The 24,020-nt window shown below is 35.6% G+C and carries 25 protein-coding genes; 24 read left to right on the top strand and 1 reads right to left on the bottom strand.

The window, feature by feature from the left end; genetic code table 11:
* The first annotated feature begins 190 nt into the window (after positions 1 to 190).
* From Gferi_RS02930 to Gferi_RS02900, 7 genes are all read left to right on the top strand, one after another.
* Positions 191 to 1,210: a zinc-binding alcohol dehydrogenase family protein gene (locus tag Gferi_RS02930; RefSeq protein WP_069974218.1), complete on the top strand. Its 1,020-nt coding sequence runs from the start codon at positions 191 to 193 to the stop codon at positions 1,208 to 1,210.
* Between the two features lie 45 nt (positions 1,211 to 1,255).
* On the top strand, positions 1,256 to 2,287 hold the full coding sequence (dctP, locus tag Gferi_RS02925; protein WP_069974217.1) for a C4-dicarboxylate TRAP transporter substrate-binding protein: 1,032 nt from the start codon (positions 1,256 to 1,258) through the stop codon (positions 2,285 to 2,287).
* Between the two features lie 91 nt (positions 2,288 to 2,378).
* Entirely contained in the window at positions 2,379 to 2,894 is a 516-nt protein-coding gene (locus Gferi_RS02920) for a TRAP transporter small permease (RefSeq protein ID WP_069981274.1), read from the top strand.
* Entirely contained in the window at positions 2,885 to 4,174 is a 1,290-nt protein-coding gene (locus Gferi_RS02915) for a TRAP transporter large permease (protein ID WP_069974216.1), read from the top strand. The genes Gferi_RS02920 and Gferi_RS02915 overlap by 10 nt, the downstream gene beginning before the upstream one ends.
* Before the next feature lie 41 nt (positions 4,175 to 4,215).
* Positions 4,216 to 5,700 (top strand): tagaturonate reductase, encoded by a 1,485-nt coding sequence (locus Gferi_RS02910; RefSeq protein ID WP_069974215.1) that lies wholly within the window; start codon positions 4,216 to 4,218, stop codon positions 5,698 to 5,700.
* Between the two features lie 243 nt (positions 5,701 to 5,943).
* Positions 5,944 to 6,477 carry a GNAT family N-acetyltransferase gene (locus tag Gferi_RS02905; RefSeq protein ID WP_069974214.1) on the top strand — a complete coding sequence of 178 codons (534 nt, stop codon included), beginning with the start codon at positions 5,944 to 5,946 and terminating at the stop codon, positions 6,475 to 6,477.
* Positions 6,478 to 6,509: 32 nt separating this feature from the next.
* Positions 6,510 to 7,148, top strand: coding sequence for an MBL fold metallo-hydrolase (locus Gferi_RS02900; protein WP_069974213.1), 639 nt, complete (start codon positions 6,510 to 6,512; stop codon positions 7,146 to 7,148).
* Between the two features lie 80 nt (positions 7,149 to 7,228).
* Here Gferi_RS02900 and Gferi_RS02895 read toward each other — a convergent pair whose 3' ends face one another.
* Entirely contained in the window at positions 7,229 to 7,675 is a 447-nt protein-coding gene (locus Gferi_RS02895; RefSeq protein WP_069974212.1) for a hypothetical protein, read from the bottom strand.
* Between the two features lie 302 nt (positions 7,676 to 7,977).
* Here Gferi_RS02895 and Gferi_RS02890 point away from each other — a divergent pair, with 302 nt between their 5' ends.
* The 17 genes from Gferi_RS02890 (at position 7,978) to Gferi_RS02815 (ending at position 23,940) form a co-directional block, all read left to right on the top strand.
* Positions 7,978 to 9,060 carry a D-alanine--D-alanine ligase gene (locus tag Gferi_RS02890; protein ID WP_069974211.1) on the top strand — a complete coding sequence of 361 codons (1,083 nt, stop codon included), beginning with the start codon at positions 7,978 to 7,980 and terminating at the stop codon, positions 9,058 to 9,060.
* Complete coding sequence (locus Gferi_RS02885; protein ID WP_069974210.1) at positions 9,057 to 10,469, top strand: UDP-N-acetylmuramoyl-tripeptide--D-alanyl-D-alanine ligase; 1,413 nt, start codon at positions 9,057 to 9,059, stop codon at positions 10,467 to 10,469. Before Gferi_RS02890 ends, Gferi_RS02885 begins: the two co-directional genes overlap by 4 nt.
* 21 nt (positions 10,470 to 10,490) lie before the next feature.
* The gene (locus Gferi_RS02880; protein WP_069974209.1) at positions 10,491 to 11,198 is read left to right on the top strand and encodes a response regulator transcription factor; all 708 of its coding nucleotides are present in this window, start codon (positions 10,491 to 10,493) and stop codon (positions 11,196 to 11,198) included.
* Entirely contained in the window at positions 11,182 to 12,279 is a 1,098-nt protein-coding gene (locus tag Gferi_RS02875) for a sensor histidine kinase (protein WP_207645792.1), read from the top strand. The genes Gferi_RS02880 and Gferi_RS02875 overlap by 17 nt, the downstream gene beginning before the upstream one ends.
* Before the next feature lie 147 nt (positions 12,280 to 12,426).
* Positions 12,427 to 13,281 (top strand): D-alanyl-D-alanine carboxypeptidase family protein, encoded by an 855-nt coding sequence (locus tag Gferi_RS02870; protein ID WP_069974207.1) that lies wholly within the window; start codon positions 12,427 to 12,429, stop codon positions 13,279 to 13,281.
* Between the two features lie 338 nt (positions 13,282 to 13,619).
* Positions 13,620 to 14,186, top strand: coding sequence for a flavodoxin family protein (locus Gferi_RS02865; RefSeq protein WP_069974206.1), 567 nt, complete (start codon positions 13,620 to 13,622; stop codon positions 14,184 to 14,186).
* Positions 14,187 to 14,720: 534 nt separating this feature from the next.
* Positions 14,721 to 15,029, top strand: coding sequence for a PTS sugar transporter subunit IIB (locus tag Gferi_RS02860; protein WP_069974205.1), 309 nt, complete (start codon positions 14,721 to 14,723; stop codon positions 15,027 to 15,029).
* A gap of 125 nt (positions 15,030 to 15,154) precedes the next feature.
* Positions 15,155 to 17,083: a BglG family transcription antiterminator gene (locus Gferi_RS02855; protein ID WP_069974204.1), complete on the top strand. Its 1,929-nt coding sequence runs from the start codon at positions 15,155 to 15,157 to the stop codon at positions 17,081 to 17,083.
* 192 nt (positions 17,084 to 17,275) lie between these two features.
* Positions 17,276 to 18,223 carry a N(4)-(beta-N-acetylglucosaminyl)-L-asparaginase gene (locus Gferi_RS02850; RefSeq protein ID WP_069974203.1) on the top strand — a complete coding sequence of 316 codons (948 nt, stop codon included), beginning with the start codon at positions 17,276 to 17,278 and terminating at the stop codon, positions 18,221 to 18,223.
* A gap of 33 nt (positions 18,224 to 18,256) precedes the next feature.
* Positions 18,257 to 19,573 (top strand): PTS sugar transporter subunit IIC, encoded by a 1,317-nt coding sequence (locus Gferi_RS02845; protein ID WP_069974202.1) that lies wholly within the window; start codon positions 18,257 to 18,259, stop codon positions 19,571 to 19,573.
* A 57-nt stretch (positions 19,574 to 19,630) separates the two neighbouring features.
* Positions 19,631 to 20,326 (top strand): copper homeostasis protein CutC, encoded by a 696-nt coding sequence (locus Gferi_RS02840; RefSeq protein ID WP_069974201.1) that lies wholly within the window; start codon positions 19,631 to 19,633, stop codon positions 20,324 to 20,326.
* A 280-nt stretch (positions 20,327 to 20,606) separates the two neighbouring features.
* The gene (locus Gferi_RS02835) at positions 20,607 to 20,873 is read left to right on the top strand and encodes an HPr family phosphocarrier protein (RefSeq protein ID WP_069974200.1); all 267 of its coding nucleotides are present in this window, start codon (positions 20,607 to 20,609) and stop codon (positions 20,871 to 20,873) included.
* A 119-nt stretch (positions 20,874 to 20,992) separates the two neighbouring features.
* Positions 20,993 to 21,322: a PTS lactose/cellobiose transporter subunit IIA gene (locus tag Gferi_RS02830; protein ID WP_069974199.1), complete on the top strand. Its 330-nt coding sequence runs from the start codon at positions 20,993 to 20,995 to the stop codon at positions 21,320 to 21,322.
* Positions 21,323 to 21,566: 244 nt separating this feature from the next.
* Positions 21,567 to 22,211 carry an accessory gene regulator ArgB-like protein gene (locus Gferi_RS02825; RefSeq protein WP_069974198.1) on the top strand — a complete coding sequence of 215 codons (645 nt, stop codon included), beginning with the start codon at positions 21,567 to 21,569 and terminating at the stop codon, positions 22,209 to 22,211.
* Positions 22,205 to 22,324 carry a cyclic lactone autoinducer peptide gene (locus tag Gferi_RS27425; RefSeq protein ID WP_083273331.1) on the top strand — a complete coding sequence of 40 codons (120 nt, stop codon included), beginning with the start codon at positions 22,205 to 22,207 and terminating at the stop codon, positions 22,322 to 22,324. Before Gferi_RS02825 ends, Gferi_RS27425 begins: the two co-directional genes overlap by 7 nt.
* Before the next feature lie 222 nt (positions 22,325 to 22,546).
* Positions 22,547 to 23,032, top strand: a complete 486-nt coding sequence (locus tag Gferi_RS02820; RefSeq protein WP_069974197.1) for a hypothetical protein — start codon at positions 22,547 to 22,549, stop codon at positions 23,030 to 23,032.
* Positions 23,033 to 23,037: 5 nt separating this feature from the next.
* The gene (locus tag Gferi_RS02815) at positions 23,038 to 23,940 is read left to right on the top strand and encodes a sensor histidine kinase (RefSeq protein WP_069974196.1); all 903 of its coding nucleotides are present in this window, start codon (positions 23,038 to 23,040) and stop codon (positions 23,938 to 23,940) included.
* Positions 23,941 to 24,020 lie beyond the last annotated feature (80 nt).

The following is a 24,020-nucleotide window of genomic DNA, read 5'->3' as shown; positions in this document are numbered from 1 at the left end:
TAAAAATATTAATTATTATGAGCAACATGAATTGACAAGGCCTATAAAGCAAGTGTATAATCATACATATGATCAATAGCTTCTGTTGTATACATGATGTATACAACAGATATGCAATAGATATATATGAATCTTAAAAACAACTTATAAATGCCTAGTTTATTTTGCTGGACTAGCTTAGGAGGTAGAAATGAACAAATCTATTGTAATCACAGAACCTGGCAAGGTAGAACTTCGTGACAATGAAATGCCGGTACCGGCAAAGGGAGAAGCTGTATTGAAGCTTCTTTATGGAGGTATTTGCGGGTCTGATCTGGGTACATATCGGGGTACATTTGCCTACGTGTCTTATCCAAGAACCCCTGGACATGAATTTTCAGCTGAAATTGTTGAAATCGGAGATAACGACAGAGGTCTAAAAAAAGGTATGGTAGTTACTGCAAATCCCTATTTTAACTGTACAACCTGTTATTCTTGCCGACGCGACTTAGTTAACTGCTGTACAACAAACCAGACGATGGGTGTACAACGGGAAGGTGCATTTGCGCAATATATCACAATGCCTATTGAACGTATTTATGACGGAAAAGGGCTTTCTGGGAAAACACTTGCATTAATTGAGCCTTTTTGTATTAGTTATCACGGTGTAAAGCGTGCGAAAGTCAAGCCTCAGGAAAAGGTTTTAATAATAGGCGCTGGAACAATCGGCATACTTGCGATGATTGCTGCAAAACAATTTGGAGCAAAAGTTTATTTAAGTGATGTTGCCCAAGGCAAACTTGATTATGCACTTAAACTGGGTGCAGATGGTGTAATTTTAAACGATCATGCAGAAAGTTTTGAAGCAAAAGTGAATGAAATTACAGGAGGGGATGGATTTGATGTTACAATCGAAGCCGTAGGCTTACCATCAACCTTCCAGAGCTGTATAGATGCTGCGGCTTTTGGCGGCAGGGTTGTCCTCATAGGGGTTGGTAAATCTAATCTTGACTTTAACTTCACGATGATTCAGAAAAAAGAGCTTAGCGTATACGGCTCACGAAACGCATTAAAAGAAGACTTTGAACAGCTAATAGAGATTGTGGCTAAAGGTGAAATTGACTTGGAAAAGATTGTAACCAACACATATCATGCTTCTGATGCGGTAAAGGCATTTGAAGACTTTGATAAAAATGCAGGAAATATGCTGAAGGTATTGTTAACGTTTTAAATGTGTGAAACACACAATTAAAAACATAAAGAAAGGTGGAAGAAAATGAAAAGAAAGATTGCAATTTTATTAGCAGCATTAATGGTTCTGTCTATGCTTGCAGCATGTAGTGCTCCAGCGCAAAACTCAGGTGCACCGGATGCAAATAAGGCAGAAGAAAAACCTGTAGTGATTCAGATCGGTTATGAAAATAACCCAGGTGAACCAACTGACCTTGCAGTGAATGAGTGGAAAAGACTGCTTGAAGAAAAAAGTAATGGCACGATGAAGATGGAAGTATTCCCATCAAGCCAATTAGGTTCAAAAAATGACATTATCGATCAGATGTTAGCAGGCTCTGCAGTAATCACTCTTGCAGATGGTGCATTCTATGCAGATCGTGGAGTTCCTGATTTTGGTATCACATTTGGACCTTACCTTTTTGAAAGCTGGGATGATACTTGGAAGCTTACAGAGAGCAACTGGTGGGCAGAGCAAAGCGGTATGCTTGAAGATAAGGGCTTAAAGATTTTAACAGCGAACTGGATGTATGGAGACCGTCATACACTTACGACAAAGCCTGTTAGAACAGTGGCAGATTTAAAGGGTATGAAGATTCGTGTTCCAAATAATACAATCCAAATCAAAGGTTTTGAAGTTTTAGGTGCAACACCAACGCCTATGCCATTAGGTGATGTGTATACAGCTTTACAACAAGGTACGATCGATGGCCTTGAAAATCCGTTGCCAGTACTTTACAACGGTAAGTTCCATGAGGTTGCGAAGTATCTTACACTGGATGGACACGTTAAAAACTTTACAACTTGGGTTACAGGAACAGAGTTCTTTGATTCATTAACGGCTGAACAACAACAATTATTAATTGAAACGGGTAATGAGGCAGGTCTGTATAACAACTCAATCCAGGAAAAAATTACGCAAGAAACCCTTGAAAAATTAAAAGCAGAGGGTGTAGAAGTAATTGAAGTTAATTCTGCTGAGTTCCGAGACGCTGCGATGAAATTCTACTCTTTACCAGAAATTACAGCTAAGTGGACAGAAGGATTATATGACAAAGTTAAAGAAGCTATGAAATAGATTTATTTGATAACTGTTTCATTTATTTAAATCATCCATAATCCGGAGACAATCATTGTCTCCGGATTATAACATGAAAGGCGTGACAAATATGAAATTGAAAAATAAGGCACTAAACTGTTTGCTGAATTTAGATATGGTCATTGCAGGCATTTCGTTGATCATATTAATCATCATAACTTTTTCTGGCGTATGGATGAGATATCTTGTAAATAATCCCTTTGTTTGGCAGGAGGAAGTGCAGCTTTGGTGTTTTATATGGGTAGTTTTTTTTGGTGCCAGCGCAGCATTCCGCAGCGGCAGCCATGTAGCAATTGATATAATCGTTGACCGGTTACCTTCCACTGCTAAAAAGATTGTAGATATATTTAACTATTTTGTTGTTATGTTTATACTCTATTATCTGATGACCCATGGAACAAATTTAGTAATGCAACTGTTGAAAACGGGTAGAATGACGAACATCTTAGATGTGCCCTATCCTGTAATCTATTCAGCATTTCCTATTGGCTGCGGTCTAATGATGATAAATCATACCATAATGACAGCAATGTCTGTATTTTCGAAAAAGGTTGATATGGAAGGTGGGGAAGAGGAATGGGTATAAGTGCTGTTGGGATTGCTGCTATTATTATGTTGGTTCTTCTATTTTTAAAAGTTCCGGTTTTCGCTTCTGTATTAGCTGGTTCTGTAGCTTATTTTTCACTTACGCCAAATGTTCCGACACAAATTATTGCACAGCGTGTTATTGTAGGTGTTGAAAGTATACCTCTGCTTGCGGTTCCGTTTTTCGTTTGCGCAGGTGTATTTATGAATTATTCAGGTGTTACAAAGCGTGTAATGCATTTCTGTGAGATCCTGACTGGACGAATGTCCGGTGGTCTCGCACAGGTAAATGTATTACTGTCTACCCTTATGGGCGGATTATCAGGTTCAAATCTGGCTGACGCAGCAATGCAATCGAAGATGCTGGTACCTGAGATGGAGAAAAAGGGTTTTTCTAAAGAATTTTCTTCTGTGGTTACTGCCGCTTCTGCTATGATTACACCACTTATTCCGCCAGGCATTGCAATGATTATTTATGGTTCTATCGCCAATGTCTCCATTGGGAAGTTATTTATAGCCGGTATAGGACCAGGGGTGTTATTGTGTGTTTCAATGATGATACTTGTATCGATTATCTCTAAAAAGCGCGGGTATAAGCCTGTTCGCCAGAAAGCAATAACAATAAACGAATTTTTGTCTGCATTATGGCAAGCTGCATTACCGCTTTGTTTACCGGTTATTATCATTGGGGGTATTCGACTTGGGATATTTACCCCAACGGAAGCAGGTTCTGTTGCAATTATTTATTCTTTGATCCTGGGGGCGGTTTATCGTGAGATGAAGTTTTCGGATGTAATCAAAGGATTGAAGGAGACCATTACAACGACGGCTGCAATTATGCTTATTGTAGGTGCTGCATCTGCCTTTGCATGGATACTTACCAAAGAACGTATTCCGCAGCAAATGACAGAGATGATTGTTAATATGATTTCTAACAAGTATATATTTCTTATCGTAGTGAATTTATTCTTGTTGTTTGTAGGTATGTTTATAGAGGGAAATGCAGCAATGATTGTATTGGTACCACTATTGGCACCGGTAGCTGCAAAATATGGTATCCATGAAATACAATTTGCCATGATTTTTATCTTTAATATGGCGGTAGGTTGTCTTACACCACCGATGGGTGCATTGATGTTTGTAACCTGTGGTATAACAAAGTGTAAAATTAAAGACTTTATTAAAGAAGCTGTACCATTCTATATATTACTTTTTATTTGTCTAATGCTATTAACTTTTGTTCCGTTATTCTCGGTTGGCGTAGTTGATCTGTTCTTCTAGAAGAATAAGGGAAGAATTATTAAATTGGAGGATTATTATAAATGAAACGTTTATCCTATCAAGCATTAAAAAGTTTAAATGATAATTCCTTTAGGTTAAAAGAGGCTCCAGAGCGTGTTTTGCAATTTGGAGAAGGTAATTTTCTACGTGGTTTTGTTGATTATTTTATTGATATCCTCAATGAAACACAAAGTTTCAATAGTAAAGTTGTTGTTGTTCAACCCATTGCCAATGGACTTGTCAGTGTGTTGAATGAGCAGGAAGGCTTGTATACACTATATTTGCGTGGCTTTGAAGATGGAGAGAAGGTTAATCGGAAGCGTATTATCAGCTGCATCAGTCGAGGAATTAATCCTTATGAAGATTTTGAGGCCTATTTAAATAATGCGAAAAATCCTGAATTGAGATATATTGTTTCCAATACTACCGAGGCGGGAATTGTATTTGAGCCAAAGGATCAAATGGATGATGCTCCTCCTTCAAGCTTTCCGGCTAAGTTGACAAGACTGCTGTATGAACGGTTTAAGGTCTTTGGTGGGGAAAAAGGAAAAGGATTTGTTATACTCTCTTGTGAATTGATTGATAACAATGGCATAGCATTAAAAAATTGTGTTGACCAATATGCATCAAAATGGAATCTAGGAGAGGATTTTACAAAATGGGTAACTGCAGAAAATATATTCTGTAGTACGCTTGTTGACAGGATTGTTACAGGATATCCAAGGGAAGAGGCAGAAAATCTAAATGCAGAGAACCATTATGAAGATAAATTAATAAATACAGCAGAGGTATTTGCATCTTGGGTAATAGAGGGGCCTAAGACACTGGCCGACGAATTGCCATTTGAAAAGGCAGGATTACCTGTCATGATTGTAGATGATCATACACCATACAAAAAGCGGAAGGTCCGTATTTTAAACGGAGCCCATACCTCCATGGTTCTTGCCGCGTATCTTGCTGGTAAGGATATTGTGCGTGATTGTATGGAAGATGATATCATACTGTCTTTTATGAAAAAAACTTTATTCGAAGAGATTATTCCGACTCTTACTTTACCACAGGAAGAATTACTTTCTTTTGCAAATGCGGTTATTGAGCGATTTAAAAACCCTTATATCGATCATGAACTTTTAGCAATTTCCTTAAATTCTGTTTCTAAGTGGAGAGCAAGAGTTTTGCCAAGCATGAAGGCTTATATAGAAAAGTTTGAACAGCTGCCATCATGTATTGTACTGTCATTTGCTGCACTAATGGCTTTCTATACGGGCACAAGGATCGAAAACGGTGCACTGATTGGTGATCGAAAGGGTAAAGAATATAAGATCATAGATAATCTAGAGGTACTTGAGTTTTTTGCTAAAAATTCCAAAGCACTATCTCGTCCTGAATTTGTTAGCGCTTTTGCTTCTAATGAGGGATTCTTTGGTGAAGATCTTACGAAGTATGATGGTTTCGTTGAAACTGTTGTAAACTATTTAGATAGCATCGACACAAAGGGCATGGAAGCTGTGTTAAAAGGGATGTAGCAGCATGTAAAGTGATACCTAATAGAGGTTGTAGTGTTTAAGTTTCTTAATATTCGATAAGACAGAAAGCATTCTTTCAATTTTTATAAATTTGAAGGGATGCTTTTACTTTTAGTGAATTAGTATAAAAAAACAACAATTAAAGAGATATACTAGAAAAACAGAGTAATGAAAAGGATTAATCAAAAAAGAATAGAATAGTAATGAACATGTATTGAGAAATTTGATAGGGGGATTATATTTATGAAAGAGATCATTGCCAATGGGGAAAAGATTGTGATTCGAAAAGCTGTCCCATCAGATGCAAAAGCGATGCTGGAATTTGTCCATACAATTGCTGGAGAGTCAGATTTTTTAACCTTCGGAGTTGGGGAATTTGAGAAAACGATTGAAGAAGAGAAAGTCTTTATTGAAAGTACCCTAGGGAAGGATAATGTTTTGTTTATCATTGCTGAAATAAAGGGAAAGGTCATTGGAAATTTAAGCTTTACCGGTGGATTTAGATCCAGAACGGCCCATACTGGGGAATTCGGCGTAAGTGTACTGAAAGAATATTGGGGGAACGGAATCGGTGAAGCACTTATAAAGTATTTAATTGATTGGAGTAAGGTTTCGGGAATCGTCAAAAAGATCAATCTGAGGGCTAGAGTGGATAATATTCGAGGAATTTCTTTATATAAGAAGCTTGGATTTTTAGAAGAAGGGATAATAACAAGAGATTTTTTTGTCAACGGCAAATTTTATGACTCTTTACAAATGGGGTTATGTATTGACTAACGCAATGGAATAAAAACTAGGGGGATACCATCATGAGAATTCAGAAAGTTAAAAACAGAGGCGTATTATTTACCTATTCTTCCGAGTGGGATTTAAACCTTTATTTGATTCAGGGGGAAAAGTACAATTATATTATTGATACGGGACTAGGACCAATTAGTATTGCCCCTGTCAAGGAATACATAAAAAATGACAATAAGCCTATTATTGTAATTAATACCCATTATCACTGGGATCATATATGGGGAAATAGTGCTTTAGAAGATTGCATTATAATTTCCCATAAACATTCTAGAGAAATGATTGAATCCGAATGGGAGAATATGATCCATAAGAATAAACGCTATGCCCGTGGAGAATTGGAAATATGCCTTCCAAACTTGGTTTTTGATGGAGAGCTGTATTTTCAAGAAGATAAAATTAGACTAATCTATACACCAGGACACACAATCGATTCTATTAGTGTACTGGATGAGAAAGAGAAAGTGCTGAATGCAGGTGATAATATTGGAGATACCATAGAAGAAATTGTACCCAGCATCTATACGGATAGGCAAACTTATTTGGATACGCTCTATAGATATAGGAACATGGATTTCGACACCTGTGTTTCCGGGCACAATATTATTCTAGGAAAAGAAGTCATTGATCAGATCATCAGCTTGGTTTAATCCCTGTCATAAGCAAAATAGATGCATATAAAAAATAGATCCTAAAATCAGGATCTATTTTTTATATGCATCTTATGTTGTTATTCACCTAGAAGAATTTCAGCAATTTCCGGACTAACCAAGTGATAGGAGATGTTTTCACCGGATGCTACCACATGGGTAGTGCTGCCATAACTGTGAATATTGATGGTCGTATCGTCCTTGAGTGTAATGCGCATTTGTTTTCCGCTGATCATCATAACATAAGGATCATAGGTAATTTCACTCTTATTGTAAGCTGTGGCAATATCTTTTATATCTTTCTCATCATAATGTATATCGATTTGCTTATCGTCTAAATCAAACATTTCGACTGATTTTACATTTTCAAAATTGATTTCTTTTTCTTTCATGGCTTCATCGATATTTAGGTGGATACCGGAGATATCTTCCGGCTGATCCTTTGGTGCTGCTTCAGTATTTGCGCATCCAGCTAATAGTGATGCACTTAAAGTTAATATTAAAGCATATTGACTAATTTTCTTCATAATCCTCATCCTTTCAATGTTCTCTATTGACCTTTTATCATTTAGACGGATGATTTATTGTATAAGTTCCATAAAATAAATGGCCATCAATTAAACTTCTCAGTCATATATCTATAAGTTCATAGAAGGAAAAGAACCTTTGTCCTTCTTAATAAAATCTTAATAAATTCTTCAAGACTTTAATGAGTTCTTTTTGAAGATTATATCGTAAACTAGGCATATTACAGCTTTAAGACGGTAGTGGAAGTATAGTAGATATATTAAACTTTAGTGAAAAAATGCCCATAAGGAGGAGGGAGAACATGAAGACAAATGTCTATGTAATATACGGCGGCAGGTCGGTAGAACACGAAATTTCTCTAAAAACAGCTTCTTTTATATTGAATGCATTAGATAAAGAGAAATACAATGTATACCCGGTATATATCACAATGAAGGGAGCATGGTTTCCACTAGAAAAAATTAAAGAAGAGATCCTAGATGTAAAAACGCTTCAGAGAAGCTGTACGGATTCAGCAGCTAAATCTATCGGATCATTTTTCATGAAAGATTTCCGGCAGGAAGAGAGAAGTATTGTATTTCCTGCTTTACATGGGACCAACGGAGAGGATGGGACGATTCAAGGATTCTTAGAACTATTAAGAATTCCCTATGTTGGCAATGGCGTACTGGCGTCAGCAGCTGGTATTGATAAAGTTGTGATGAAGGATTTATTTGCTAATGCAGATATTCCCCAGGTAAAGTATATTCCTTTTTCATTGAATCAGTGGATGAATAATGAGCAGGATACCTACAAGGAGATTGAAAAAATTATTGGTTATCCTTGCTTTGTCAAACCTGCAAGATTAGGCTCAAGTGTGGGAATTAACCGCTGTGTAAATCGAGAGGAATTGGAAGAGGCAGTGAAGGAAGCATTTTTATACGATCGAAAACTGGTTATTGAAGAAGAGGTTATTGGCAGGGAAATGCAAATAGCAGTAGTCGGAAACGATGACCCCATAGCTTCTGTTGTGGGAGAGTTCATTCAGGAAAGGCCTTTTATGGACTACAATGCGAAGTATTTGGATGGTAAACTGGTTTCTGTAATACCGGCAAGACTGCCAGCTGATATCAGTCAAAAAATGCGAGAAACTTCCAACGCAATTTTTAAATTATTAAATTGCTCTGGTCTTGTACGTGTAGATTATTTTGTAACAGACAAAAATAGATTTTTTGTTAATGAAGTAAATACAATGCCTGGATTAACAAAGCTGAGCATGTTTCCCGCTCTATGTGAGAAAACCAGTGGTATGACAAAAAAACAGCTCATTGAAAAATTAATTGAGTTAGGATTTGAGCGGTATGAGCAGCAGCAATCTATATTAAACGCGAGGTGGGAAAAATGATTCAACGTACATTAAGAGAAGTAGAAAAAATGGCCGGAGGTTTTGGTTTAAAGAAAGAATATGAAGAAATCCTTATAAAAGGGGTTTCGACAGACTCAAGAACAATTACAGCAAATCAATTATTCATTCCGATAAAAGGAGTGCATTTTGATGGGCATAAGTTTATTGAAAAAGCTGTCCGGGATGGTGCTGCAGCCGCTTTGTGGAACAAGGATACACCCCTTCCGGAGATGGACTTTCCGATTATCTTTGTGGAAGATACTTTGACTGCCATTCAAAAACTGGCAAAGGAATACCGTATGCAGTTGCCTATGAAGGTAATCGGAATTACAGGAAGCAATGGGAAGACATCTACAAAAGATATTCTGGCCGGCCTTTTAAAAACAAAATATAAAACCCATAAAACCTTTGGAAACCTAAACAATCATCTCGGCGTACCATTAACGATTTTGGAGATTGCTGAAGGTACAGAGATGGCTGTTATTGAAATGGGCATGTCAGAACTGGGAGAGATTGAGCTATTAACTTCTATCGCGTTGCCAGATGCTGCAATTATCACCAATATTGGAGAGGCACATCTGACTACACTAAAAACAAAGGAAAACATTTATCAGGCAAAACTGGAGATTTTGAGGGGATTAAAAGAGCATGGCCTATTTGTATATTTTGGAGATGATGGTATACTAAAAGGTAAAATAGAAGACATGAATTTAGATCAGAAGATTACAACTTTTGGACAGGATTCATCGAATAATTACCGCCCTGCGATAACGGAGATTAGAGAAGATGGGATTTCTTTTAAATTAAATGGTATGGATCATCATACATTTTTATTACCCATGCTTGGAAAGCATCAGATGTATAATGCAGTGGCAGCGATAGCGGTTGCACGCTATTTCAATGTATCCTTTGACTTGATAAAGGAAGGATTATTAGAAGTAGATGCAACAGGAATGCGAAATGAACTTATCCATACTCCGAAGTATACAATTTTAAATGATTCCTACAAATCAAACCCAACAAGTCTCCGTGCAGCCCTAGAGACTCTTTATGGATTAAAAGACTATCAGCAAAAAATAGCTGTTCTGGGAGATATGGAAGGAATAGGAGAGGAGGAAGTGGCATTTCATAAAGAGATTGGAGCGCAAATTGATCCAAATCAGATTGACTACCTGTTTACAATAGGTCCTCTTGCCAGCTATATTGCAAAAATGGCAGCTCCAAGATTTCCTCAGAATAAAGTGGTTTCTTGTAAAAATAAGAAACATTTAATTGTACAAATCGTAAAAGTATTACAAAAAGGGTCGATAATTTTAGTAAAGGCTTCCCGTGGATTCGAATTAGAAGAAGTAGTGGATGCTTTACGAAAAGAAGGAGAGAATACTAAAGAAACAAAAAAATACGCTTAATAAAAAGGAATGTATTGGGATATGGATAAACAGAGCATTTTGATTGTAGAGGATGAAAAAGAGATTGCGGAATTAATTGAAATCTATCTGGTAAATGAAGGATACCATGTAATAAAAGCGAATACAGGAATAGCTGCATTGGATGTTTTGGATAGAGAATCTATTCAGCTAGTGATTCTTGATATTATGATGCCAGGAATTGACGGATTAGAAGTATGCAGAAGAATACGTCAAGAAAATAATATTCCAATTCTGATGTTGAGTGCAAAGTCAGAGGACATAGATAAAATTATGGGACTTGCCACTGGGGCTGATGATTATATGACCAAGCCATTTAACCCACTAGAGTTGATCGCAAGGGTAAAGTCACAGCTTCGAAGATATATACAATTAAATCCGCAGTCCGCGAATCCGGCTAAAGAGGATGAGATTAGCAGTAATGGGCTGACAATTAATAAAAGCACCCATAAAGTAATTCTATTTAACCAGGAAATAAATCTAACTCCGATAGAATTTGATATACTGCTTTTACTGGCAAGCAATCCAGGGAAAGTTTTTACGGTGGATGAAATATTTGAAAAAGTATGGAAAGAGGATTATTTAGAATCTGATAATACCGTACGGGTGCACATCCGAAAAATACGCGAAAAAATGGAAGTAGATTCTAAGAAGCCCTTTTTTATTAAAACCGTTTGGGGGGTAGGATATAAATTTGAAAGCACGGTCTAGTATCCGTTGGAAAATAATATTGTTGTTTGTTATTAGCATTGGGGCGGCAGTAGTAAGTGTTTTGCTTCTAATGCTATTTGCATTGTATTTAACAGGCAATGTATTGATCTTTAGAGTATTTTTTCGTTTTTTGTATAGGTGGATAGGTGTGGTGCCCCTGGGATTATTGGCAGGGATTGTACTCTTTTTAGTGTATTTTTTTATTTTAACCCAAAGAAGCATACGCTATTTGGAGGAAATATCTGATAGTCTCGAACAAATTTCAAAGGGAAAATTGGATATTCGCATTCCCATAAAAACTACAGATGAGCTGGGGGTATTGGCGCAAAATATTAATTATATGACAAAACAATTAAAGGAATCGATAGAAGAGGAGAGAAACGCAGAAAAAACAAAAACTGAACTGATTACCAGTGTATCTCATGATTTGCGTACACCATTAACCTCAATTTTAGGATACCTGGATTTGATTGTTCATGACCGTTATCATGATGAAGTCGCTCTCCGGTACTACGCCGATATTGCTTACAGCAAATCATTGAGGTTAAAGAATCTGATAGATGAGCTTTTTGAATATACAAGAGTCAGTTACGGGGGAATGAATGTAAGTCTGAAAAGATTAAATATCGTTGAACTTATGGAGCAACTGGTAGAGGAGTTTGTACCTTTACTGCAAGAGGCGGATATGATCTGCCGTTTATCTCCCGCAAAGAAAGAAATTTTTACTGAAGTAGACGCAAATTTAATTGTAAGAGTTTTTGAAAACCTGATCATGAATGCAATTCGCTACGGAAAAGAAGGCAAATATCTGGATATAGAATTAACAGAGGATACAGATATTTTCATCCGGGTAATAAATTACGGAGAGCCAATTCCCTCTAAAGATTTACCCTATCTATTTGAACGGTTTTACCGGGTGGAAAAATCACGATCGGAAGAAATGGGAGGAACAGGGCTGGGGCTGGCCATCGTGAAAAGCATTGTAGAACTTCACGACGGAGAAATAGCAGCCTATAGCGACCAGAACCGGACAGTTTTTGAATTAAAATTAAAGCATAAGCAGGAGAAGACTATTTTGTAGTCTTCTTTTTTGTTAATAGCAAAAATAGTTTTACCACATTAATAAAATCTTAATAAAATCTTTAAGTCTCTCATGAGGTTTGCAAACGGCCATTGCTGTAAACTAAAAAAAGGACAAGCGGTTGGGATAACTGAAGGAGGAGATTTTATGAAAGAATTTATTTTAGTTATAATAATATTTTCTTTACCAATAACGGCACAGGTGATGCTTGCTGCTTTAGATGCTGAGAGTGTAATTCTGTTGGATCAGAATTCTGGTGAGATTTTATATCGTCAAAATGAACACAAGCGTCTTTATCCTGCAAGTACAACGAAAGTCATGACGGCTTTGCTTGTCATAGAAAATGGGGATCTGGATGAAGTGATAACAGTAGGCGAAGAGATCAATCTAATTGCTGAGGACAGCAGCAAGGCAGGATTAGTGATAGGGCAAAAAATCTCTGTGAATGATTTAATGGAAAGCCTTATGTTGGTATCGGGAAACGATTCAGCAAATACACTTGCAGTGTACACAGCCAGGAAGATTAATAACGAGCCAAATTTAGATATAGAAGCGTCGCTCGGTAAATTCCAGGAGACAATGAATCAGCGGGCCAAGGAGTTAGGTGCGATGGATTCACACTTTACGAACCCTCATGGATATCATGACAGCGAACACTATTCTACTGCTTATGATCTGGGTATTATTACGAGAGAGGCAATGAAGAACAGATCCTTTAAAGAACTTGTTCAAAAACCTGAGAACGGTGATTGGAAAAATAGAAACTTACTTTTAAATAAAAATGATGCGCATTATTATCCTTTTGCAACAGGGGTAAAAACAGGATATACATCTGCAGCAGGACAATGTTTGATTTCTTCTGCCAGCAAAAACGATATAGATTTAATTGCAGTTGTATTAAATAGTTCAAAAGAAGGAAGATGGGTTGTATCTAAGCAATTATTAGAATATGGATTCAAATTATTAGAGGAATCTAAGGAGATACAGAGAAAAGTCTCTTAAAATTTGGTATCAGCAAATATTCAAATTGATAAATAAAAGCTTATCAGAAGATGATAGGCTTTTATTTATGAGAAGTTAAATGAGCTTTTAGTCAAAAATTTATCGTCTTAATGAATTATATCCGTTCAACGGACAACTGGCATAGGATCAGTAGCTTGATAAGAATATGCGAACCCTGTCCTTACAACAATGTGAGGATAGGGTTTTGACTATAGAGCGTATGAATAGTAAAATATTAGAAACGGGGCCAATATCTAGGATGACTTCTGGAAACTTCAAATGACTACAATGCTATATTGAGACGTGAAGAAGATTTTTAAAAGCTTAGGGGGGATAAAATGGGTGAAAGATGGATAGCGGTGATAGGTAGCCCTAGAAGAGGAAAAAACACGGAGTTACTGACGGATTATATCATTAGGGGATTAAATGAGAAAAATATCGACGTAGAAAAATATTATTTAGACAGTAAGAATATTGCAACCTGCTATGGCTGCGAATACTGTATCAAAGCAGGAACTTGCAACATTCAAGATGACATAACTAAAATCATTGAACAGATGAAGATCGTAGATGGATATATATTTGCTTCACCCTCTTATAATTATAATATGACTGCACAAATGAAGGCTTTGTTAGATAGGACTTTTTGTTTAAACGATTATAGCAATGGTTGGAGAAGCCGCCTATCGACAAATAAAAAAGCAATTATTGTGGGTACGTGTAAAGGTAAAACCCATGAATTCATGGGTTATACGGTAGAAGGTATTATGAAGACGCTTTCTGAGCTAGGTGTAAAAATTATTGATGTGATAGAGTACTATAATACAAAGCATATTCCTGTTGCGGATAATGATGGAATTCGAGAGGATATCCTTGTAAGAGTTAGGAACAATAGAGAGATTTAGATTTGAATGGTGGTGCTTGGATTGGACAATCTATAGAGTGTGTGAGCAAGCGCTGATCAATCTTGCTAACGAATTTGATAAAGAATGAGAATATAACGAAAATCATTGTAGCTACAGGAGAAGAGAACAGACCTGCAGTAAGTCTATATTTGAAGAAAGGGTATCATCAAACTGGGGAGACTGAAATTGAAAAAGGTATTTATATAACCAGGTTTGAAAAGACCTTTTAGTTGGGGTTGCTCTTTTTACGCTTGTTATGGGTGATGCACAATTATATCGAATGAAATTTCCTAATTGAAAGGAAATTATTTATTTGAAACGCAATGATAAATATTGTACCATTAATAACACATAGGGAAAATTATGGATAACTTCATGATTTACGTTATATGTACTAAGAAAGCTTACTTATAGATATATCAAAGGAAAGTTTTGTTCTACTAGTCTATTGAAAGAAAAAGATATTTCGTGCGGATCTTAGTGTAACAAAGAGAGAGATTAAATACAATTAAGAAATAAAAGGGGGTTGGGGGCATGAAAATTGTTTTAATTTGTTACGCAGGCATGTCAACCAGTTTATTAGTTAACAAAATGAAGAAGGTTGCAGAGGAAAGAAATTTGGTGTTAGATATTGATGCTTATGCAGCATCAGAAATCCATGATGTTTTGGACAGCGTTGATGTGGTATTATTAGGACCTCAAGCCAGATACGCCTTGAATGAAGTGAAAAAAATAACTGATCCAAAAGGAATACCAGCTGCGGTTATCGATAGTGTCGTTTATGGACTTATGAATGCAAAAGCCGTATTAGATATGGCTTTAGAGCTTATACAAAATAAATAATTCCGTTGAAATGTGCTTAAAAATCTTATAACGTTGAAGATAGGTTTTTAAGCCATTTTTATAAACATAGAAAATACTGGACACGAATGAGGCATTATGATCCCATAAAACGGGAGGTATTCAACTTGACGAATTTAATCAATAGGCAAAAAGAAATTATAAAGTATATATGGAATAAAAGAAAAACCGTTACAGGAAAAGAATTGGCACTTTTTTTCTCTGTAACAGCCAGAACAATTAGAATGGACATAAAAATGATCAATGTCAATAATACAATTATTTATGCTAACAATAAAGGGTATTACATACCGCAGTCTGCAGAAAAAGTAATAAAAAAAGTTTTACATAGTGTAAATATGCCCATAGAACAATGTGATAGGGTTAATTATTTATTAAAAAAACTACTAATGTTTAAAAATAAACTGGACGTTTTTGAGGTGGCAGATGAAATCCATGTAAGTGAAGTAACGATAGAAAAAGATCTTAAAGCTCTATCAAGTCTGCTTTGCAAAAAAAACAGTCAGCTGATTCTTAGAAAAAAGGCAAATAAATTCCACCTTTTAGGGGAAGAGAAAGATAAGCGTTTTTTGTTTAGCAAGCTGTTACATGAAGAATTAAAAGAAAATTTTCTGGATTTAAAAAGATATGAAGCCTATTTTCCATATGATTTGATGAAATTGAAATATATAATTATATCCGCGCTGGATAGAAATAAATATCAGATAAGAGATATTGGCATTATAAACTTGATTATTCATATGGCTATTGCGATGGAGCGAATAGAGAAAAATAATATACTGCAAAACTGCGTTTTGATCGAAAGTAATAGTGCAGAATATAGGGTAGCTACAGATATCTGCAATAATATTAAAAAAGAATTTGACATTGATTTCCCAAAAGAAGAAATAGCATACATAGGAATTTTATTAATAGAAAAAAGGGTACTGAGGATAGACAATATAAACAAAATAGAGCTATATAAGAATTTTCCTATTGAGTATATAAAGATTATGGAAAGCATCATTCTTGATACGTATGAAGAATTTGGTATCAATTTTATCGATGATGAAGAACTGATTGTTGGACTAACTATACATATGAAGTTGATGCATGAAAGACTGGAAAAGAAAGCCCCTATGAGGAATATTCTTTTAGGGGACTTGAAATTAGAGTATCCTATCATATTTGAAATTGCCGTGTTTGTCTGTAAAAAATTTTATGAAAAGATGGATCTAGAGATTGAAGAGATTGAAGAAAGCGAAATAGGATTTATTGCATTACATTTTGGTGCATCCTATGAAAGAAATTTTAATATGGATAAGATGTTGAAAGTGGCATTAGTTTGCCCTACCGGATATACTGCTTCTAATATTCTTTTGCATAAGATAAACAGGTTGTATGCAGATAGTATCAAAGTTGTTGAAATATATTCAATTGCAAATGTAGAGAAGATCGAAAAAAAACAAGTTGATTATATATTCACTACTGTTAAATTAGGCCATTTTACTGATATTCCGATACTGGTCCTATCAGCTTTTTTAACAGAAAAGGATATGAAAAATATCGATCGATTAATAAAACATCAACTGTTGATAAAATGCCCAACAATGGAAAAATATTTTATTCCTCAGTTCTTTTATTTAAAAGATACTTTTGAAAACGAGTTTGAGGCCATAAGCTTTATGGCGGAGAAATTACAAGAGGCAAAAATAGTTCCAGCAAATTATAAAGCCTTAGTAATAGAAAGAGAGTTAATTGCATCCACTTCCTTCGGAAATTTAGTTGCATTACCTCATGCAGTAGAGCTGAATGCCTTTCAAACTGTGTTTTCTGTCGCTATATTAAAAAAGCCTATGCGGTGGGGAACTCATAAAGTTCAGCTTATCTTGATGAGTGCAGTAAAGCGAGGAGAAAGAAAGATGTTAAATGAATTGATCAATCATATTGCTGCAATACTAGATGACAGCAAAGCGGTGAATAACCTTGTAATGTCATCTAATTTTGATAGTTTCAAGCATAATATAACTAGATTACCTTACGAGGACGGCATGTAAAGGATTTATATAATCCTTAGGGCTATTAACAGTATGCTCTAAGGATTTTTTATTGAAAATGTTTTATGCTGTCTTCCTAACCGGTAGGAAAATAGTTATTTGAGCAGGGAATTGTTATTAAATAAAATAAAATTATACAAATGAGATGTAGGATATCAGCAAAAAGAAAAATGACCGGGAAAGGAAGATTGTATGGGCTGGGGAATCATAGGGACATGGCGTATGGCTTTAGAAGGAGTACAACATGCTTCGGATATGTTAAGCAAAGGTGGTGCATCTGGTGATGCGATAGAAAAGGCTATTAGGATGGTTGAAGATTATCCTTTTTATAAATCAGTTGGTTACGGTGGATTGCCCAATGAGGTTTGCGAGGTTGAGTTAGATGCAGCGTACATGGATGGACATACATTGTCTATTGGTGCAGTTGCAGGAATAAAGGATTTTAAAAATCCTGTTTCAATTGCACGAAGATTAAGTAAAGACAGATTTAATGTATTTTTAGTTGGTACTGGTGCAGAAGAATATGCTTGTAAACATGGCTTTGAAAAACAAAATATGTTAACGGATAGAGCAAAAAAGATGTGGGAAAGCCGTATACAAGAAATCAAAGAAAAAAACCTCAACCCTTATGATGGACATGATACTGTTGGAATGATTTGTCTTGACAAAGATCGTCATATGACAGCTGCTACCTCAACCAGCGGATTGTTTATGAAAAAAAGGGGCCGTGTTGGAGATTCACCGCTATCGGGGTCAGGGTTTTATGTTGATAGCAAAATAGGAGGTACCTGTGCAACTGGTTTAGGTGAAGATATTATGAAAGGCTGCTTATCTTATGAAATTGTACGGTTAATGGGTGAGGGGTTTCATCCACAAGAAGCAGCGGAAAAAACTGTGAATGCATTCAGCAGAAAATTATCTGAAAGGAGGGGAAAGGCGGGTGCGATTTCCGTTGTATGCATGAATAATATAGGGGAATGGGGCGTGGGAACAAATGTTGAATTCTCATTCGTTGCTGCGACAAATACAGCAGCGGCAAAGGTTTATATTGCAAAACCCGCAGGGAATAAAACTGAATACGAAGAAGCTGCAAAGGAATGGCTGGATGTATACCAGAGAAGAATTGAAAAAACTGTGTAAGCTGTAATGCAATGAGAGGAGTGAGGTTCAGATATGAGTAGAGTACAACATTTTTTAGAAAATAAATTATTGCCGTTTGCTACTAAATTGGCTTCTCAAAGACACTTAGCCGCAATAAGAGATGGATTTATTTCTTTTATGCCCTTTCTAATTATCGGGTCACTTTTCATCATTATTCAAGATTTCCCTGTCCCCGGATGGGAAGAGTTGCAAACAAAATTATTTGGTCCGGATTTTAATCAATTTATCATTTTGCCAAAAAGAGTAACGTATGATATTATGGCGTTGTATATTGCAGCAGCAATTTCTTATAAGCTGGCACAGCAGTATAAAATTGATGCATTTTCAGCTGCATTGCTGGGAATAGCTTCATTTATACTGGTAACACCTATTACAACGACCATTAGTATCGATGGTTCCAGCCATTTAGTAACACGTGTAATGACGGTTGGCGGATGGTATGGGACTCAAGGTTTACTGGTTGCATTAATCATAGCAATTGTGTCTACAGAATTGTTTAACTATTTCATAAAGAAGAAATTGGTTATTAAAATGCCTGAGGGTGTTCCGCCGGCAGTAACAAAAGCATTCATGGCATTAGTACCAGGATTTATAATTTTGGTAGTTATGTTATTTATAAGATTTGTGTTTCTGCAGACACCCTATGAATACATACATGAATTTATCTATCAGATCGTTGCAGCACCTATGACTGCACTTGTAGCGAATAATTTGCTTGGAGCAATTGGAACTGTATTTGCCATTTCTTTATTATGGTGTATCGGACTTAACGGCGGTGCTATCGTAAACGGGATTTTAAGACCCTTCTGGGTGCCACTGCAGGAGCAAAATTTGGCGGCTATTGAGATGGGAAGAGAAATACCTAACATTATTACAGAACAGTTTTTTGATTTGATTTGGATTGGTGGAGCAGGTGCAACACTGGCTGTTGTATTTGTGTTGATTGCCAAAGCTAAATCAACACAATATAAGGAACTTGGAAAATTATCGCTTGCACCAGGATTGTTTAATATCAATGAACCCATTATGTTTGGATTACCGGTCGTTTTAAATCCTCTTATGATGATTCCTTTAATTTTAGGGCCTGCGGCGATTACTATTGTAAACTATTTTGCTATGGCCACCCATCTCGTTGCAAGGCCTACAGGCGTTATCATACCATGGACTACACCTCCGATTATACAGGGATTTTTAGTAACGGGACATTGGTCGGGTGCAGTTTTGCAAATAATAGATATTCTTATGGTAATGGCCATCTGGTGGCCGTTTATATCTATGATGGATAAGAACAAACAGCTTGAAGAAGAAAGTGCTGAAGAAAAAGCATAAGATACGGTTTATTTAGAGCAACTTTTAAAATATCTTTATGAGTGCGGGAGTAGACAAATGATAGAGATTATTGCAACAACGTTAGAAGATGCCGTTAAGATTCAACACTGTGGTGGGAATAGAATAGAGCTTGTAAGTGCACTGTCGGAAGGAGGACTTACTCCTAGTTATGCTCTGATCAAAAGAGTGGTGAATGGTGTCAGTATACCAGTAAACGTAATAATAAGGCCCCATGCCAATTCTTTTATGTATACGAAAGAAGAAATTGAAATAATGAAAGAAGATATTATGATTGCAAAAAGTCTGAAGGTTAATGGTGTCGTATTTGGGATTTTAGATAAAAGAAATGAAATAGACGAAGAAGCTTTGATAGAATTATTGAAGGTTTGCGATGGCATCGATGTAACCTTTCACAGGGCGATCGATGAGCTGCCAAATCCAATATACGGCATGAAAATATTAGTAAAATATCCACAGATAAAGACCGTTCTTACTTCAGGAGGAAAAGGTCCTATATCAATGAATATTGATACGATAAAAAAAATGATGGAAAGTGCACAGCATATAGAGGTTATGGTGGGCGGCGGTCTTAATTTCGAAAATATTGCCGATATTGTCCAGAAAACAAAAGGTCGCCAATATCATTTCGGGACGGTTGTCCGTGAAGAAAGATCCCCTCTTAAACCAATACTTGAAGAAAAAGCAGTACGAATTGTTTCCATTGTCGAGGTTCTTGAAGAAAGAAACAAATAGAATATATTTTAGTTGATATCTAAAGTCCAATTTAAGAGGCGCAGATCTATATTAGCCACAAACTAAAAGTCGTGGAAATGAGGGTGAATGATTTTCTACGACTTTTAGTTGTATCAGTAATGATACAAAAGGCAAAGGGATCATGAAAATAAACTGCTATAAGTTATGCATAGATTTGATCATAGGAGAATGAATCATTTGAAATGCTACGAAAAGAATGTAGGCTGTCTTTCATTTTTGAGAAGAAGATTTTATTGCTGAGAAGAAGGTGATACATACTATGAAGACAATCGATGTAGTTGTAAGAGGTAAAGCCGGATTACATGCGCGCCCTGCAAGCATGCTTGTACGTCTTACACAAAAGTTTGAAGCAGATATAAAAATTGAGAAAGATGGAAACATCGTAAATGGAAAAAGTATTATGGGTATTTTACAAATGGCAGCAGTTAGTGGAGATAAATTGATTATTCATGTTGATGGAATAGATGAAAGCGATGCAGTTAAGGAAATATTGGATTTTTTTAATAATGTATTAGATAAAGAATAGTGAAAATATGGCGAGGATACATTGAATAATTGACTAAAAATATAATTGGGACATCCTTTATATATTGTGAAAGATATTATAATGGTACAAGATTATATAGCTAAAGGAGGAAAATTTAGATGGAAACGATTATATTTACAATCATATCCTATAGCGGAGATGCGAGAAACTTTTTTTTAGAGGCGCTTGCCCCTGCTAAGAATGGATATATAGAGAAGGCCGTGGAGCTCATTAAACAAGGAGATGAAAAACTGGAATTAGCCCATAAAGAACAGACAAAATTGATACAGGCTGAAGCCAGAGGGGAAAAAATGGAAATATCACTTCTCATGATTCATGCCCAGGATCATTTGATGAATGCTATTACAGTTAAACAACTGGTATGCGAAATGATTGATATATATATAACTTTCTTTGAAAACAATAAAAATGATTGCGTGGAAGTTTAACAAACTGTGAAAAATTGCAAAATATAATAAAGGAAGCAGATCACTGCTTCCTTTATTATATTTGAACTCAAACTAATCGGTATACGAAAATAAAATTAGATTCATAGATGAAGTAAATATAGTTATAAAGTGGTAATGCAAATAACGGATAAAAATGGTATAATTTTTTATAGGATTTATGATAAAAACTTAATTTGCAGCTTAGTAAATAAACTGAATTCTTAAAAGCAGCTGGAGGATTGCTATGGAAAAACTGATTAATAAGATATTAATATTATATAAAAAACATCTGGATATAGACAGTAAACAAGAAGCAATTTTAAAATACTCCTTAAAACTTCTGATCAGTTCAATAGAAGGATATGTATTAGCGCTTGTGATTGCTTGGGCTTTAGGTATTTTTCCATATGTTTTGATTGCTATGGTCACTGTTTCTACGCTAAGAGTATTTTCAGGCGGAGCCCATTGCTCCAATGCCACAAACTGTATTCTTTATGGAGCAATTACCATGAATGCATTAGGAGCATTATCCAGAATAATAGAATTTTCTAAAATAACAGAATTAGTATTCATAAGTCTAATATTTTCATATGGCCTTTGGGCGATTAGAAAATATGCACCGGCAGATACTCCTGGAAAGCCCATTTCAACAAAGCTGCAGAAGGATAGACTAAGGAGAAGATCTGCACTTGTAGCATGCATATGGGCAGTTTTGGCTTTTGCATTAACATTTGGTTATAGGGAACAGGGTCATATATTGACCTATGCATCTTCTATAGGTATCCTATGGCAAAGCTTTACATTAACAAATATAGGATATAAACTTTGCCATGCTATGGATAGAATACTAAGCAGAATGCTTATGAGAAAGGGGGAACCGTCATGTTAAGAAGATTATTACAAGTTAGCATTGCTATATTAACATTCCTCGCCTATGCTAATGTAGCTGCAGCAACAACGATAACATCTTACCAACCAGAATTGCCAGAAGAACTTATGTAAAAAATTATACTTACTGGGAATACTAAAAAGGATTTGAAACTTCAAATCCTTTTTAGTATTCTATACTGACAATTATAACTAGCACTTTTTTGACATTTAAAGAAGGTTTTTTGAAAAAATTGTCGAAATAACTCGTATGGCAAATTGACATATCTGCTGATTTGTTATTTTAAAAGACATGTAGTGTATTTGCGAATTTCCGGAGAAAAGGATGTGCTAGTTATGGTAATTATTGAAAGACTAATAATGCATTTCATGGAAGGATTTTTTATGATTGGGGCAGGTCTTGGGGTGTTGGGGATACGGCTAAAAATGCCAATCATGACAGCAATCGCTTGCCTTTATGGTCTAATGACATACAGTGTCAGACAATTTTATATCATCAATAAAATTCCTTTTGGTACGCATACATTTGTTCTGATAGCTTGTTTTGTTTTATTGCTGATGGTTTTAGGGAAGCAAACATTCTTTACTAGTTTAAGTGCATCGCTGATTAGTCTTGTGCTTTTAATTATGGCAGACGGAGTAATTTTAGCACCTGCACTTACTTATCTGAGAATAAATCCTGTTACGATTGCAACTAAGCCTGGTGGACTATTATTGGCAGGACTGATTTCAAATGCGCTGCTAATTGTTACTTTTTTTATAACCTATGTTCTTAAGATTCAATTTGCTAGTCTAGTTTTTGAAATTAAAAACAAGGGGTAATAGATGTGGTGATTAAACAGAAAGCTTATATATTGATCAGCCTTATACTGCTTCAAAGTGTCTTGAGTATGTCTGTGGTAAATCAGATATATATGAACAAATTATATGACATAGGTCTATCCTATAAATACTCGTACCCTATAATAGCAATAATCAATATACTAGGGTTATGTGCAATTATATGTATCTATTATATTATCAAAGTACTAAAAGCAGAAAAAGAATCTATTATGAAATTAAATCATTCGAAAGAGGTTATTGATTCCTTGCAGGGACAGAAACATGATTTTAATAATCATCTTAACATGCTTGCAGCAATGATGCAGATTGGTAATTATGACAAGGCTCTAGAATATATTTTCAATTTAGCACAAAAAGTAGATGGCATTTTTTCAATTTCAAAAATTGCACACATTGAAGTTGGTGCTATCTTGTGCAGAAAATGCGCCATTGCGGAAAATAAGGGGATAACTGTAGAAATTGATATTAAAACCTCCTTAGAGAATTTAAAGATGAGTTCGATGGAACTGTCTACAATTATATTTAACCTATTAGATAATGCTATTTATGAATTGGAACATTGCAACGAAGAAGAAAAGATTCTCACAATTGATATTGGGGAATATGAAGACACATATTGTATTGCTATAGGGAATTCTTTTCCTGTTCTATGTTCAAGCTTGTATGACAAAGTCTTTGAAGTTAAATATAGTACAAAAGAAGGCGCTGATCATGGATATGGGCTGAATATAGTAAAACAAACAGTAGAAAAAAACAAAGGGCAAATTACTGTTGAAAGCTATGAAGGTGTAGGAACCATATTTACTGTATTCCTTCCGCTAAAGAGAGAACTGGGGGTACAGAATTCAGCCAATATGCAAGGGTCATCTAGTTCAGGTTTGACTTAAAAAAGATATTGAATAATGAAAGTCAAAATCACCTCAGGAATTATGAAAGGGGTGATTTTTTGTTGTGAAGGAAATGTAAA

The organism is Geosporobacter ferrireducens, from assembly GCF_001750685.1.
Taxonomy (GTDB): domain Bacteria; phylum Bacillota; class Clostridia; order Peptostreptococcales; family Thermotaleaceae; genus Geosporobacter; species Geosporobacter ferrireducens.
Note: the sequence above shows the minus strand (reverse complement) of the source record. Positions and strands in the feature narration are given on the sequence as shown.